This window comes from Microbacterium sp. RU1D (assembly GCF_900156435.1).
Taxonomy (GTDB): Bacteria; Actinomycetota; Actinomycetes; order Actinomycetales; family Microbacteriaceae; genus Microbacterium.
In genome coordinates this window covers 227493-242287 of record NZ_FTPQ01000001.1, presented here as the reverse complement: position 1 = coordinate 242287, position 14795 = coordinate 227493, and the positions used below count along the sequence as shown (strand labels likewise).

The following is a 14795-nucleotide window of genomic DNA, read 5'->3' as shown; positions in this document are numbered from 1 at the left end:
CCCGGCGGGCCGGGTCGAGGCCGGGATGCCGACGCATCCGCGTGCGGTCTGGCTCGACGCGGTCAACCCGGTCGCCAAGGTGCTGGTCGCGCTCGTGCTGGCCGTGCCGCTTCTCGCGACGCTCGACGCGGTGAGCGCGAGCACCGCCCTCGTGCTCGAGCTGCTGTGCGTGCCGCTGACCGGGCTGTCGTACGCGGTCGTGCTCCGGCGGCTCGTGCCCGTGCTGGTGTTCGCCCCCGTCGCGGCGATCAGCATGCTGCTCTACGCCCGCCCAGAAGGAACTGTGTACGGCGCCTTCCTCTTCGCCACCGTCAGCGACGGCTCGATCGTCCTGAGTCTCGCGGTGCTGCTTCGCGTCATCGTGCTGGCGCTGCCGATGATCCTGCTGTTCGCCCGCACCGACCCCACCGAACTCGCCGACGCGCTCGCGCAGGTGGCGAAGCTGCCCAGCCGCTTCGTGCTGGGAGTGCTGGCGGGAGCCCGCACCGTGGGTCTCTTCGTCGACGACTGGCGGACGATGGCGCTCGCGCGTCGCGCGCGCGGCCTGGGGGACCGCGGCGCGCTGCGGCGGTTCTTCTCGATGGCGTTCGTGCTGCTCGTCTTCGCGGTGCGCCGTGGCACGAAGCTCGCGACGGCGATGGAGGCCCGCGGCTTCGGCGCCGACGTCGAGCGCACGTGGGCGCGCCCCTCGACGCTGTCGGCTCGGGATGCCGTCGCCGTCGGCGGAGCTGTTCTGCTCGTGGCCGTGGCGCTCGGCGCGGCGGTGGCGACGGGGGCGTTCCGGGTCGTGGGGACCTGACCCTCCCGCCCGTCGAGTGTCCAGGAAACGCCGCGTCCAGCCGAGGTGAAGCGGCGCGTCGTGGACACTCGACGGGAAGGGGCGGGCTGTGCGGCTCAGAACACGTACTCGAAGCAGAGCGAGCGCGGCATCGTCTCGATATACGGCTCGTACACCGGGATGGGTGTGAAGCCCGAGGCGGCGTACATGGACAGCGATTCCGGCTGCATGCGGCCGCTCTGCAGGATGACGCGAGTCGCCCCGCCACGACGGGCGAGGTCGACGACCTGTGCGGTCAGCGCGCGCCCGACGCCGCGCCTGCGCGCGGTGTCGCGCACGATCAAGCGCTTCAGTTCCCACTCGTCGCCGAGGCGGCGCAGCATGACATGACCGATGGGTGTGTCGTCGTGGTCGATCGCGAGCAGGGTCGCCACGATCTGCTCCGGGTGCACGGCCAAGGCGGCGGTGCGCTTCGCGGCGAACTCGGGGGTGTCGTCGGCGTCGGCGTCGCGGTAGCGCTCGTCGAGATCCTCGTCCAGGATGCCGCGCAGACGGACGGCGCGGGGATCGTCGACGTCGACGGATTCGAGGCGGAAGGTGGGCAGGTTCACCCGTCGAGCCTAGGCGGCGGCCATCGCGCCGATGTCGGATCGCCGCTCTACGGGTGCGTCCGGCGCGTCGCCGCCGGGCTCGGACCCACCCGGCAGAATGAGGAGGGGGAGGTGCTGGTCGATGGAGCTCGCGGTGGGGTTGTTGGCGGTGAGTGCCGCCGTCGCGACGGTCGTGCTCCTCGTCGCGCTGCCCCGCATCGGCATGCCCGGCCGCACCACCCTGTTCCTGCGCTTCGCCGCCGTGGCGGGTGTCAGCGCGGTCGGCTCGAGCTCCATGTACTTCATCTACACGGCGGGCGGCGGCATCCTGAGTCTGGTGCTGGGGGACGTCGCGATGGTGCTCGCCCCCTCGCTCCTGCTCGTCGCGGTGAGCGTCCTCGAGGGTCGCGCTGCCCTGCGCACCTCGCTGGCGGTCGTGGCGCTGGCTCTGATCGTCGCGGTCGTGACCGCCACGGTGCCCCTGCCCGGATCGCTCGTCGTCAAGGCCCTCGCCCTCGCCCTCGCCTGCGCGGCGTGCGCCGTGGTGGCATTCCGTGCCGACATCGACCCCTTCGCCCCCGTGCGGCTCATCGCCCTGACCACCGCGGTGTTCGCGCTGTACTGCGTCGCGCGGGTGATCGTCGGGGTCACCGCGGGCTGGACCTCGGCGCTGTACCTCGTCGGGTTCTCGTACGCGCCGGCGACGGTGCTGGGCGGTGTGGCCGTGGTCCTCGTCGGGGCCGCCGCCGTCCGTCTGCGCTTCGGTCGCCGTGAGCCCGTCGAAGAGATCGTTTGCCCCAACGGTGCGGCCGTCGTCGTCGGCGACTGGGATCTGGCGGTCGCCGCCTACGGGTCCGACCGCGTGCACGAGCTCGTCGCCCAGCTGCGACAGGCGGCCCGCGATCTCGACCCCCGCGCCCTCGACGTGCCCCGGGGAGCGGAGCTGACGACCCCCGATCCGCTCGAGGCGATGGGCGCGCGGTTGCGGGCCGAGTACGGGTGGGAGGCGGAAGACGTGATCCTGCTCGTCGACGGGAGCTCGACGGCGGCGATCCGCACGCAGACCGGACCCGTCCGGCGACAGCGGTGGTGGCACCTCGGGCGGTCCTGAGTCTCGGCTAGGGTGGGACCGGGTTTCAGCTTTCGAAGGAGAACGCATGGATATCGCAGGAGCCTCCGCCCTGATCACGGGTGGTGCCTCGGGCTTGGGTCTGGCCACCGCCCGCCGCCTCGCGGAGGCCGGCGCGCACGTCACCGTCGTGGATCTGCCCTCGTCCCCGGGTGAGGCAGTCGCAGCGGACCTCGGCGGATCGTTCGCCGCCGCCGACGTGACCGACGCGGACCAGGTCGCCGCCGCAGCCGCCCGCGCCGCCGAGGCCGGCCCGCTCCGCGTGGTGGTGAACTGCGCCGGGATCGCACCGCCCGCGAAGGTGCTCGACCGCGACGGTGCGCCCTCGCCGCTCGCCGACTTCGAGCGCGTCATCCGCGTCAACCTCCTCGGCACCTACAACGTCATCGCCCAGGCTTCCGCCGTGATGGCGAAGACCGATGCGACCGACGGCGGCGACCGCGGCGTCATCGTCAACACCGCGAGCGTCGCCGCGTTCGACGGGCAGATCGGCCAGCCCGCCTACTCCGCGAGCAAGGGCGGCGTGCACGCGATGACACTGCCGATCGCGCGCGAGCTCGCGCGCCACGGCATCCGGGTGTGCACCATCGCGCCGGGCATCATGGAGACGCCGATGCTGAAGGGCCTGCCGCAGGCGGCGCAGGACTCGCTCGGCCAGCAGGTGCCCTACCCCTCGCGCCTGGGCGCCCCCGACGAGTACGCGCGCCTCGTGCTCGCGATCGTCGACAACGGCTACCTGAACGGCGAGACCATCCGTCTCGACGGAGCGATCCGGATGGCGCCGAAATGACCGACGGCATCCTGCTGCACGTCGAGGGCGGGCTCGCGCGCGTCACCTTCGACCGCCCCGCGTCGCTGAACGCGATGGACTTCCCCATGGCCCGCCGCTGGCGCGATGTGGCGCACGAGGTCACTTCCGACTCCTCGGTGGGAGCGGTGATCCTGGATGCCAACGGCCCCGCGTTCTGCGCCGGCGGCGACGTGGTCGCGATGTCGACGAGCGGATCCACCGGCGCCGAGGTGACGGAGACGGCCCGCGCGATCCACGACGGCATCCGCACCTTCGCCGAGGCGCCGCTGCCGATGGTCGCGGCCGTGCAAGGCGCCGTTGCGGGCGGGGGCCTCGGCCTCATGCTCACCGCCGACTACGTCGTGGCGAGCGAGAACGCGCGCTTCGTCAGCCGCTACGCCGACATCGGCCTGACCCCCGACCTCGGCGTCTCGACGCTGCTGCCCGCGGCGATCGGGCAGCGGCGCGCGCTGCAGCTGCTGCTGCAGGACCGGATGCTGTCCGCGGCCGAAGCCCGGGACTGGGGCCTCGTCGCCGAGGTCGTGGCATCCGCCGAGCTCTCGGCGCGGGTCGACGAGATCGCCCGTTTCTGGCTCGACGGCGCGACAGCCGCCTTCGGACAGGCCACGCGTCTCGTGCGCGTCGGCGCGGGGCGTGCGTTCGCCGAGAACCTCGACGACGAGGCCGCCACCATCGGCGCCGCGTTCGACACCCCCGAGGCGAGGGCGCGCGTCCAGGCGTTCGCCGCCGCCTCCGCGAAAGGACCGCGCTCATGACGCTTCAGGGAAAGACCGTCCTCATGTCGGGCGGCAGCCGCGGCATCGGCCTCGCCATCGCGCTGCGCGCGGCGCGCGACGGCGCGAACATCGCGATGCTCGCCAAGACCGACACCCCGCATCCCAAGCTCGAGGGAACGGTCCACACCGCGGCCGAGGCAATCCGCGCGGCGGGCGGTCGGGCGCTGCCCATCGTCGGCGATGTGCGCGACGAGGCATCCATCACCGAGGCCGTCATGCGCACGGTCGGTGAGTTCGGCGGCGTCGACATCGTCGTCAACAACGCCAGTGTCATCGACCTGTCCGGGTCGCTCGAGCTGTCGACGAAGAAGTACGACCTCATGCAAGACGTCAACGTGCGCGGCACGTTCCTGCTCTCGCGCGCGGCGGTGCCGCAACTGAAGGATGCCGAGAACCCGCACATCCTCTCGCTCTCGCCGCCGCTGAACGTCACGCCGAAGTGGCTGGGCGCGCACACCGGGTACAGCCTCGCCAAGTTCGGCATGACGATGGCGACGCTGGGGCTGGCCGAGGAGTTCCGCGGCGAGGGGATCGCGGCGAACACCCTCTGGCCGCGCACGACGATCGCGACCGCAGCGGTGCAGAACGTCATCGGCGGCGATCGGCTCATGGCCGTCTCGCGCACGCCCGAGATCTACGCGGATGCCGCGTACGAGGTGCTGTGCGCGCCGGCGGGCGAGCTGACCGGGCGGACGTTGATCGTCGAGGACGTGCTCGAGGCCGCCGGGGTGACGGACTTCTCCGGGTACGCCGCCGTGCCGGGCACGCCGGACGAGGCGATGTACCCGGACATCTTCCTGGACTGACGCGGGCGCCGCGCCGCCCTGACGCCCGCCTCGCGCCTCGCGGAACGGGCGGGCCGGCCGGCGGTGACGCGCCCTCGCGCCTCGCGGAACGGACGGGCCGGCCGGCGGTGACGTGCCCTCGCGCCTCGATAAACGCCGATCCTGCCGAGACACGTCATGCAGCCGCGTGTCTCGGAAGGATCAGAGTTTATCGGTGCCGGGTGCCGGGTGCCGGGTGCCGGGGGTCCGGGGGCCGGGGGTTCAGATCAGGCCCAGCTCCGCGAAGGCGTTGTGCACGCCGTCGTCGAGCACGGACGTGGTGACCCGGCCGGCGAGGTGCTGCAGCTCGGGGACGGCGTTTCCCATCGCGACGGGGGTGCCGACGACCTCGAACATCTCGACGTCGTTCCAGCTGTCGCCGATGCCGATGGCATCCGCGGCGGAGAGGTCGAGGTGCGCGAGCACCTCGCTGATCGCCGAGCCCTTCGTCACGCCGGACTGACCGATCTCGCCGTTCGAGCCCCCGGGCAGCGGGATGGACCCCGGGATGACGTGGAACCCGTCGCCGAGGGCGGCGGACGCGTGGACGATGGTGTCGGTCGAGGGGCTGACGAAGACGGCCTTGGCGACCGCGTCGCGGTCGACCTCCGACACCGGACGCGGCTCGCGCCACAGCGGCTGCTCGGGCGGCAGGCCCTGAGCCGCCAGCTCGGCGGTCCGGCGCTCGTGCCGTTCCCGCCGGTACTCCGTCATGACGGGGCCCATGCCCTCGCTGGCATATACGCCGCCGTGGGTCTGAAGGAAGTAGTGGATGCCGTGGGCCTCGAAGTACGCCTCGAGCGTCTCGACGTCGGCGCGGGGCAGGGGGCGGTCGACGACGAGGTCGTCGTCCAGGGTGGCGTAGGCGCCGCCGTTCGTGATGGCCCCGTCGAAGCCGATGGCGAGGACGTCGGGGTGGATGTCGCCCGCCGATCGACCCGTGCAGAGCCACACGAGGTGCCCGTTCTCGCGCGCCCGGCGCACGGCGCTCACGGTCGAGGGGGCGATGACGGAGCCGTGCTCCAGGATCGTGCCGTCGACGTCGAGGAAGGCGATGCGGGTCATGTGCGCTCCAGAGGGGGACCGGCCGCGTCTCGTGCGGGCGGGGCCGATCCGATCGAGGGAAGAGATGCGTCAGGGGTGCGCCCGCGCGGGGGCGCCGCCTTCGTCACCGTATCGCGTTCCGCGGAGGCGGGGCGCCGGGCGGTTCGGCATCCGCCGAACGTCGTGTACAGTCACCGGTGGACATGTGACTGGTCATGCAGGCAGGATCCGAACGCAGTGCGCGAGCACCGCCTTCGGGTCCTTTTTTGTTGCCCGGGCGGCCTCGGAGTCGACGTCGCGGCACGTGTCCTTCGAACCAAGGAAGGACTTCGATGACCACTCAGGACAGCGCCCGCGCGATCCTCGAGCACGTCGGCGGAGCGGCCAACGTGGCCTCGCTCCACCACTGCTCGACCCGCCTCCGCTTCACGCTCGCCGACGACTCGCAGGCCGATGAGGCCGCCCTCAAGGCCACGCCCGGCGTCATCGGCGTGGTGCTGGGCGCGCAGACCCAGGTGATCGTGGGCTCGGGCGTCAACGACTACTTCCGCGAGATCGAGAAGATCCGCACCGGGACCGGCACCCGTGCCGAAGCGCGCGTCGACGCCGCCAAGCCCAGGCTGACGGTGAAGCGCGCCGGGTCGGTGTTCATGGACTTCGTCGTCGGCGTCTTCACCCCGATCATCCCCGCCGTCGCCGGCGCCGGGATCTTCAAGTCGTTCCTCATCCTCGCCGTCGCGCTCGGCTGGCTGCAGACGACCGACCAGACCTACCAGGTTCTCACCGCGATCCCCGACGCGGTCTTCTTCTTCCTGCCGCTGCTGGTGACCTACACCGCCGCGAAGAAGCTCGACGTGAACATCCCGCTCGCGCTCGGCATCGTCGGCCTGCTGGTGTTCCCGACCTTCGCGGGTCTGCTGACGCAGGAGGGCGGCATCGCCCTGTTCGGGTTGACCGTGCCCGCGATCGCCTACAACGCGCAGGTGTTCCCCCCGATCCTCGCCGTGCTGCTGCTCGCCGTCGTCGAGCGCTTCGCCCGTCGCATCAGCCCCAGCGTGATCAGCACCTTCCTCGTGCCGCTGATCTGCTTCGTCGTCGTGGCGCCCGCGACGATCTTCCTGCTCGGTCCGCTCGGCTTCTTCCTCGGCACCCTGCTGACCGGAGCGATGCTGTGGCTGTACGGCACCCTCGGCTGGATCGCCGTCGCCCTGATGGCCGCCGCCCTGCCGTTCATCGTCTCGGTCGGCATGCACAAGGCCTTCATCCCGCCGACGGTGGCCACGATGGCATCCGCAGGCAAGGAGAGCTTCTACCTGGTCGCTTCGCTCGCCCACAACCTCGCCGAGGCGGGCTCGAGCCTCGCCATCGCCGTGCGCACCAAGAACAAGACCCTCCGCGGGACCGCGATCTCGTCGGGCATCTCGGCCTTCTTCGGCATCACCGAGCCGGCGCTGTACGGCGTGACCCTGCAGAACCGTCGCGCGATCGTGTCGGTGGTCATCGGCTCGTTCGTCGGCGGCGCCTACCTCGGCATCGCGGCGATCTCGGCGTTCGCGCTGGTCAGCCCGGGGGCGGCGTCCATCTCGATGTTCATCGACATGGCGAACCCGTGGAACCTGCTGCACGCCGTCATCGGCGCGCTCGTGGCCATGGCCGTCTCCTTCGTCGTCTCGCTCGTGATCTGGAAGGACTCCGACTCCGCGACCGTGCGTCTGCTCGAGCAGCAGTCGGGTGCGGCGGCTCCGGTCGAGACCGCCGCCGGTGGGGTCCTGGCTCCGATGACCGGTGAGGTCATCGCCCTGGACGCGGTCGACGACCCGGTGTTCTCGGGTGGCATCCTCGGACCCGGCGTGGCCATCCGTCCCACGGACGGCGAGGTGCACGCCCCCATCAGCGGCATCGTGTCGAGCCTCCTGCCCTCGCGTCACGCCCTCGGCATCCTGGGCGACGACGGTCTCGAGGTGCTGGTGCACGTGGGACTGGACACCGTCCGCCTGGAGGGCGCCCCGTTCACCGCGCACGTGACCCAGGGCGACCGGGTCGAGGCGGGCCAGCGCGTGCTGACCGCCGACCTCGCGGCGATCGAAGCGGCGGGTCTCGACATCACGACGCCCGTCGTCGTGCTCAACGGCGACGCATACGACGTCGCCCCCCTCGCCACGGGACGCATCGCCGCCGGCGACGCCCTGCTGGCCACCGACGCGAAGGAGACCGCGAATGGGATTGCCTGACGGATTCCTCTGGGGCGGCGCCCTCGCCGCCAACCAGGCCGAGGGCGCCTGGAACGAAGGGGGCCGCGGCCCCGCCGTGTCGGACGTGGCGAAGTACCGTCCGAACGTCGACCCGCGCGAGTACGCGGTGCACCACCAGCACACGCTCGAGAGCATCGCCGCGGCCATGGCCGACGACGACATCGCGCTCTACCCGAAGCGTCGCGGCATCGACTTCTACCACCGCTACCGCGAGGACCTCGCGCTGTTCGCCGAGATGGGCTTCACGGTGCTGCGCGTCTCGATCGCGTGGTCGCGCCTGTACCCCACCGGCGAGGAGCTCGAGCCCAACGAGGAGGGGGTGGCCTTCTACCTCGACCTCTTCACGGAGATGCGCCGTCTCGGCATCCGTCCGCTGGTGACGCTGTCGCACTACGACCCGCCGCTCGCGCTCGCGCTGAAGAACAACGCGTGGGTGGACCGCGGGACCGTTGCCCTGTTCGAGCGGTTCTCACGCACCTGCTTCGAGCGATTCGGGCACCTCGTCGACCTCTGGCTGTCGTTCAACGAGATCGACGGGATCATCCGCCACCCCTTCACTTCGGGCGGCATCATCGACGAGACCGTCGAGGGATCGCTGGAGCAGGCCTGCTACACGGCGCTGCACCACCAGTTCGTCGCGTCGGCGTCGGTGACCAAGATGCTGCACGAGCTGTGGCCCGCCTCGGAGATGGGGTGCATGCTCACCATGCTCACCACCTACCCGAACACGTGTCACCCCGACGACGTCGCGGCCACCCAGGCCAAGGAGCGGATGCTGTACCTCTGCACCGACGTGCAGGCCGGCGGCGCCTACCCCCGCCTGGCGCTGAAGGCCCTGGAGGCGAAGGGCATCGTCATCCCGTTCGAGGACGGCGATGTCGAGCTGCTGCGCGATCACCCCGTCGACTACATCTCGTTCTCCTATTACATGACCCTCACCGAGTCGGTGAGACCGGATGCCGAGCGCACCCCCGGTAACACGGTGCTGGGTGTGAAGAACCCGTTCCTGGCATCCAGCGAGTGGGGCTGGCAGATCGACCCCGTGGGCCTGCGCATCTCGCTCATCGATCTCTACGACCGGTACGGCAAACCGCTGTTCATCGTCGAGAACGGTCTCGGCATGCGGGACGAGCTGACCGACGAGGGCCTGATCCACGACCCGTACCGCATCGACTACTTCCGGTCGCACTTCGCGGAGATGATCCGCGCCGTGGACGAGGGCGTCGATCTGCGCGGGTACGCGAGCTGGGCGCCGATCGACATCATCAGCGCGTCGTCGTCGCAGATCTCGAAGAGGTACGGTTTCATCCACGTCGACCAGGACGACCTCGGCAACGGTACCGGTGAGCGACGTCGCAAGGACTCGTTCTTCTGGTACCAGAAGGTCATCGCCTCGAACGGGGCCGACCTGGCGTGATCGCCACCTCGGCGCATCCCCCGGGGTCGACGGAGACACCCATGCAGATCATCAAGAAGGTGCTGAACTCCAGCGTCGTGCTCGTCGAGGACGAGCGCGGCGTGGAGCGCGTCCTGCTCGGCAAGGGCATCGGATTCGGTGCCAAGCCGGGCGCCACCGTCGCGCCCGAGGACACCGACCGGGTGTTCGTCGCGCTCGACGACGCCGACCAGCGCAACCTCGTCGAGCTGCTCGCGCAGATCCCGGGGGAATTCGTCGAGGTCACGAGGGCGATCGTGATGGATGCCGAGGCCAGCGGCATCCAGCTCGATCCGCACATCTACCTGACGCTCACCGATCACCTGCACTTCGCGGTGGAACGGTTGCGTCGGGGGCTGCGGGTGACGAACCGCCTCGCCTGGGAGGTGCGCACGGTCTACCCGATGGAGCACGAGGTGGGTCTGCGCGCCCTCGCGCTGCTGCGCGAGCGCACGGGCGCGGCGCTGCCCGACGAGGAGGCGGCCAACATCGCGTTCCACCTCGTCAACTCCGAGGTGGGGCGGCCCGCCGTCGATTCCATGCGGGTGGTCGGGCTCATCTCCGACATCACCACGATCGTGACGCACTCCGGGGGAGTGGCCCTGGATGCCGACGACCTGCACACCCGCCGATTCCTCACGCACCTGCAGTTCTTCGCCGAGCGCCTGTTCTCCGACCGGCTCGCGGCGCAGGACGACGACCTGCTGTTCGCGACCATGACGGCCAAGCACCCGCGCGCGGTCGCCACGGCCGAGCGCGTCCGCGCGTTCGTGCTCCGCGAGCACCAGGTCGCGATCTCCGACGAGGAGGTCGGCTACCTCGCCCTCCACATCGCTCGCGCACAGTCGAGCTGAACCCCGAAAGGTCCCCCATGGCACAGCGCACCGCCGTCTTCGGCTCCTCCTCCGGCCTGCACTCCCGCCCCGCCGCCACCCTCGCCAAGGCCGCGGCCGCGTCGAAGCACGCGGTCACCCTGTCGGCGGGCGACGCCTCCGTCGACGCCCGCAGCGTGCTGGCCCTCCTGCAGCTGGGCGTGAAGACGGGCGACGAGGTCGCCCTCGAGGTCGACGGACCCGAGGCCGACCGCGTCGCCGACGAGCTCCAGGCCCTGCTCGAGCAGGACCTCGACGCCGCCTGACTCCGATCGCGTCTCTCGCTCGTGTGAGGGGTCACAAACTGTCGCCTACGGCCTCGCCAGGCGACAGTTCCTGACCCCTCACGCGGCGGAGGCCGTCCAGCCGCGACGCAGGCGCGCCCCGGTACCCTGGAAACCATGACCGACCAGCCCCCCGTGCGCACGACCACGCCGCCGGTGCGCCCCGCGGGGGCGCCGGCCGACACCGGCATCCGCGAAACGGCGCCGAAGAACACCGGCATACGCGAGACGAAGCCGCGGACCGCTCCGGCACGCCAGGTGCGCCCCGCGACCGAAGGATGGCAGCAGGCCAAAGACGACACGGGTCGTCCGCTGCTGCAGTTCGCGAGCCCCAAGCGCGGCAAGCCACCGGTGCACCTCGCCGACCTGACCGTCGACGAGCGCGTGGCCAAGGTGAAGGAGCTCGGCCTGCCCGGCTTCCGCGCGAAGCAGCTCGAGAAGCACTACTTCACGCACTACACGTCCGACCCGGCCGCGATGACCGACCTGCCGGCATCCGGTCGCGAAGAGCTCGTCGCCGGCATGCTGCCTCCGCTGCTCACCGAGGTGCGGCGCCTGGAGACCGACCGCGGCGACACCATCAAGTTCCTGTGGAAGCTGCACGACGGCGCCCTCGTGGAGTCCGTGCTCATGCGCTACCCCGGCCGCATCACGCTGTGCGTGTCGAGCCAGGCCGGCTGCGGCATGAACTGCCCGTTCTGCGCCACCGGTCAGGCGGGACTCACGCGCAACATGTCGGCGGCCGAGATCATCGAGCAGATCGTGCGCGCCAACGCCCTCATCGCCGCCGGCGGACTCGGCGGCAAGAAGAGCTCCGACCACTCCCTCGACCGCGTCTCGAACATCGTGTTCATGGGCATGGGCGAGCCGCTCGCCAACTACGCCCGCGTCATGCAGGCCGTGCGCGTGATGGTCGACAAGGAGCACGGGCTGGGCATGAGCGCCCGCGGCATCACGGTGTCGACCGTCGGTCTGGTCCCGGCGATCAAGAAGCTCGCCGACGAGGACATCCCCGTCACCTTCGCCCTGTCGCTGCACGCGCCCGACGACGGCCTCCGCGACGAGCTCATCCCGGTGAACTCCCGCTGGAAGGTCGACGAGGCCCTGGATGCCGCCCGCGCCTACTTCGACAAGACCGGTCGCCGCGTCTCGATCGAGTACGCACTCATCAAGGACATGAACGACCATGCCTGGCGCGCCGATCTGCTGGCCGACAAGCTCAACGCCCGCGGTCGCGGCTGGGTCCACGTGAACCCGATCCCGCTGAACCCGACCCCGGGGTCGATCTGGACGGCATCCGAGATCCCCGTGCAGAACGAGTTCGTGCGGCGCCTCAACGACGCCGGAATCCCGACGACCCTGCGCGACACCCGCGGCAAGGAGATCGACGGGGCGTGCGGGCAGCTCGTCGCGACCGAAGAGGACGAGGCGGCCGCCGAGGCGACGCCGGTCGGCTGACACCGCCCGCTGCGGGGCGCGCTCGTCAGGCCGCGACCGCCGTCACCACGAGGTTGTCGACGTAGTGGCCGCTCGCCGGATCCCAAGCGCCGGCGCACGTGACGAGCCGCAACTGCGGCGTCGGTGCGGGGGCGTAGATCGACTCGGTCGGGAAGCTGTCCTTTTCCACCGTCTGCAGGCCGGTGACGACGAAGTCCGCCGTCGAGCCGTCGGCGCGCTCGATCGACACGGTGTCCCCCGGGGTGAGACGGGGGAGGTCGATGAACGCCGCCGGCCCGGTGGGGGAGTCGACGTGGCCCGCGATCACCGCCGGACCCACCTCGCCCGGCAGGACGCCCTTCTCGTACCAGCCGACGGCGTCGTAGTCGGCGGGCGCCTGGATCCATCCGTCCTCTCCCCGGTCGAGGCCCACGAGGTCGGAGTCCACCCCGATGGCGGGGATGGAGATGTGCACCGGCGGCGCCGTGTTGGCGGACGCGGGAGCGACGGGGTCCTGCAACCCCGCCGCGGCGCCGACTCCCGGTGCGGTCGTGCTCCGCGCGGCCGCCGCGTCGGCGTCGTCGGCGAGAGCCGGGCAGCCGCCCAGCACGTCGCTCGAGAGGATGGCCGTGGTCAGGGCGTTCCACGCGGACCCGTAGTAGGTGGGCGTGGATGCCGCGGTGTCGCCCATGCGCCCCACGTCGGCGCGGGCGTCGTCCGACCGGCCGTCCGCGGCGTCCGCGGCTGCTCGAGCGGCGTAGGCGACGGGGTGCTGGTCGGTGGTGCGCGGCCCCGCTCCGGAGTCGAGTTCCGCGGCGAGGATCTCGTCCTCCGGCAGCGCGGAGGAGATGCGCGCGGCCAGGGCGCGGTCGGCGGGGTCGCAGGACTCCGCGAAACGGATCGCCGTCCGCGCCGCGTCGTAGCCGTACCCCGGTTCCCCTCCGCCTCCGGCGGAGCCGGCGATCGCCACGGATCCGTCCGCGGCGACGGTGGCCCAGTCAGTGGGCAGGGCGTTGGCATCTAGCAGCGCGGCGGTCGCGGCGCGACTGCCCTCGGCGAGCTCTGCCCAGCGGGAGTCGCCCGACGCCCGCTCGAGGATGTCGTACGCGGCCGGTGAGGCGTACGACGGGTTGTAGGCGTGGGGGGATGCCGTGGCCCACGGGCCCGGAAGCAGGATGCGCCCGAGCGAGGTCTCGGCCGTCATCTCGTCGAGCACCGCGGCGCCGAGCGCCACCCCCTGTTCACGCAGGTCGTCGCGGTCGAAGGCGTCGCCGGCCAGGACGAGGGCCCGCGCGGCATCCAGATCGGCATCCGAGGCGGGTTGCTCGTCGACGACGCCGTCGTCCTTCCACTGCCACGACAGAAGGAGGTCGTCGCGCTGGAGATTCGCGGTGGTCCAGTCCCAGATGCTGTCGAAACGCGAGGGGTCGTCGGCGGCCACGGCCAGGAGCATGCCGTACGCCTGCCCCTCGCTCACGGTGTCGCCGCCCTGATCGGTGCGGACGACCCGCCCGTCGTCGACGTAGGCGTCGAGGAACGCCGTCGCCGAGGCGACGGTGGCATCTTCCGCCGACGTATCGGGCTCGGGCGCGGGGCTGCACGCGGCCACCGTCACGACGACGGCGGCCGCGATTGCGGCACCGGCCGGTGCGCGGTGCGCGATGCTCACGCGTCCGCCCGCACCCGGCGACGGATGAGGATGCCGCCCGCGGCGACGAGGCCGAGGGCGCCGATCACGCCCGCCGCCGTGCCGAGGGGCGCGGCCGATGCGGCCGCGGTGCCGCCACCGCCGGTGTGGATTCCGCCGACGGGCATGTCGGCGAGAGTGGCGGAGTCGGTGATGGCCTGCGCCGTGAGCGAACCGTTCGCGTCGTCGAGCACGAACACCGTCGAGACGGAACCCGCGGGCAGGTCGACGGCCGAGGTGGCGGCCTCGTCGGCACCGGTCAGGGCCAGGTCCCACGATCCCGCGGGGACCGCGGCGTAGTCGGTCGCGGAGCCGCTGGGCACGTCGCGCGCGATGACGCGTCCCTCGGTGGTGTCGACGTCGACGCTCGACTCGACCGTGGAGGCCTGCACCACGCGGACGCGTGCCTGGCCCTCCGCGGGCGCGGAGAGGTCGTCCTCGAAGACGGTGGTCTCGAGGTCGGCGTTGCGGCCGTACGCGGCCACGGTGAGGGGCTCGCCCTCGGCGATGTCGATCGACTGCTGCACGACCGGCTGCGTGCCGTCGGCCGCATCGGAGGGCACCATCGACACGACGTACGTGCCGTCGGCGAGGGGGATGTAGGGACTCACCGCGCCATAGGCCACGTCGTCGAGCTCGTACACGACGGCGCCACCGGCGAGCGCCGTCAGCTGGACGTCGACGGACTTGGTATCGGGCGACAGGTGGGCGACTCGCGCCCATCCGCCCGGCGCGGGGTCGGCCGCGTGGGCGGCGGGAGCCATCGTCGCGGCGAGGCCGCAGGCGACGAGGGCGGCGGTGGCTCCCGCGGCGATGCGCGTGACGCGGCGGCGGGGGGAGATCGTCTGAGCGAAGCGGAACATGATGGTCCTTTCG

Annotated in this window: 14 protein-coding genes; 10 read left to right on the top strand and 4 right to left on the bottom strand. The window is 71.5% G+C overall.

All coding sequences use genetic code 11. The features are described 5' to 3' along the window. Positions 1 to 25: 25 nt before the first annotated feature. Positions 26 to 799 (top strand): energy-coupling factor transporter transmembrane component T family protein, encoded by a 774-nt coding sequence (locus B0B15_RS01060; protein ID WP_076672893.1) that lies wholly within the window; start codon positions 26 to 28, stop codon positions 797 to 799. A gap of 95 nt (positions 800 to 894) precedes the next feature. Here B0B15_RS01060 and B0B15_RS01055 read toward each other — a convergent pair whose 3' ends face one another. Next, entirely contained in the window at positions 895 to 1389 is a 495-nt protein-coding gene (locus B0B15_RS01055) for a GNAT family N-acetyltransferase (protein WP_076672892.1), read from the bottom strand. Between the two features lie 121 nt (positions 1390 to 1510). Between B0B15_RS01055 and B0B15_RS01050 the strand changes: the two genes are divergently transcribed. Genes B0B15_RS01050 through B0B15_RS01035 form a run of 4 tightly spaced genes read left to right on the top strand, consistent with a single transcriptional unit; the run spans position 1511 to position 4890 of the window. Further along, positions 1511 to 2479, top strand: a complete 969-nt coding sequence (locus B0B15_RS01050) for a hypothetical protein (protein WP_076672891.1) — start codon at positions 1511 to 1513, stop codon at positions 2477 to 2479. A gap of 46 nt (positions 2480 to 2525) precedes the next feature. Continuing rightward, positions 2526 to 3287, top strand: coding sequence for an SDR family NAD(P)-dependent oxidoreductase (locus tag B0B15_RS01045; protein WP_076672890.1), 762 nt, complete (start codon positions 2526 to 2528; stop codon positions 3285 to 3287). Further along, positions 3284 to 4063, top strand: a complete 780-nt coding sequence (locus B0B15_RS01040; RefSeq protein WP_076672889.1) for an enoyl-CoA hydratase/isomerase family protein — start codon at positions 3284 to 3286, stop codon at positions 4061 to 4063. The genes B0B15_RS01045 and B0B15_RS01040 overlap by 4 nt, the downstream gene beginning before the upstream one ends. Next, positions 4060 to 4890: an SDR family oxidoreductase gene (locus B0B15_RS01035; protein WP_076672888.1), complete on the top strand. Its 831-nt coding sequence runs from the start codon at positions 4060 to 4062 to the stop codon at positions 4888 to 4890. The genes B0B15_RS01040 and B0B15_RS01035 overlap by 4 nt, the downstream gene beginning before the upstream one ends. Before the next feature lie 240 nt (positions 4891 to 5130). On the opposite strand, the gene B0B15_RS01030 is transcribed toward B0B15_RS01035, so the two are convergent. Further along, a complete protein-coding gene (locus B0B15_RS01030; protein WP_076672887.1) occupies positions 5131 to 5973 on the bottom strand; it encodes a Cof-type HAD-IIB family hydrolase in 843 nt (280 codons plus the stop codon). Positions 5974 to 6284: 311 nt separating this feature from the next. Here B0B15_RS01030 and B0B15_RS01025 point away from each other — a divergent pair, with 311 nt between their 5' ends. The 5 genes from B0B15_RS01025 to rlmN all read left to right on the top strand — a co-directional run bounded on the left by B0B15_RS01025 (position 6285) and on the right by rlmN (position 12253). Then, on the top strand, positions 6285 to 8183 hold the full coding sequence (locus B0B15_RS01025; protein ID WP_076672886.1) for a beta-glucoside-specific PTS transporter subunit IIABC: 1899 nt from the start codon (positions 6285 to 6287) through the stop codon (positions 8181 to 8183). After that, entirely contained in the window at positions 8170 to 9621 is a 1452-nt protein-coding gene (locus B0B15_RS01020) for a family 1 glycosylhydrolase (RefSeq protein WP_076672885.1), read from the top strand. The genes B0B15_RS01025 and B0B15_RS01020 overlap by 14 nt, the downstream gene beginning before the upstream one ends. A 41-nt stretch (positions 9622 to 9662) precedes the next feature. Further along, positions 9663 to 10493: a PRD domain-containing protein gene (locus B0B15_RS01015; protein ID WP_076672884.1), complete on the top strand. Its 831-nt coding sequence runs from the start codon at positions 9663 to 9665 to the stop codon at positions 10491 to 10493. A 17-nt stretch (positions 10494 to 10510) separates the two neighbouring features. Further along, positions 10511 to 10777 carry an HPr family phosphocarrier protein gene (locus tag B0B15_RS01010; RefSeq protein WP_076672883.1) on the top strand — a complete coding sequence of 89 codons (267 nt, stop codon included), beginning with the start codon at positions 10511 to 10513 and terminating at the stop codon, positions 10775 to 10777. Positions 10778 to 10912: 135 nt separating this feature from the next. Then, complete coding sequence (gene rlmN / locus B0B15_RS01005; RefSeq protein ID WP_256334126.1) at positions 10913 to 12253, top strand: dual-specificity RNA methyltransferase RlmN; 1341 nt, start codon at positions 10913 to 10915, stop codon at positions 12251 to 12253. A 25-nt stretch (positions 12254 to 12278) separates the two neighbouring features. Here rlmN and B0B15_RS16615 read toward each other — a convergent pair whose 3' ends face one another. Beyond that, the gene (locus B0B15_RS16615) at positions 12279 to 13901 is read right to left on the bottom strand and encodes a class F sortase (protein WP_083708797.1); all 1623 of its coding nucleotides are present in this window, start codon (positions 13899 to 13901) and stop codon (positions 12279 to 12281) included. Next, a complete protein-coding gene (locus B0B15_RS00990; protein WP_083708796.1) occupies positions 13898 to 14782 on the bottom strand; it encodes a DUF4397 domain-containing protein in 885 nt (294 codons plus the stop codon). Before B0B15_RS00990 ends, B0B15_RS16615 begins: the two co-directional genes overlap by 4 nt. Positions 14783 to 14795 lie beyond the last annotated feature (13 nt).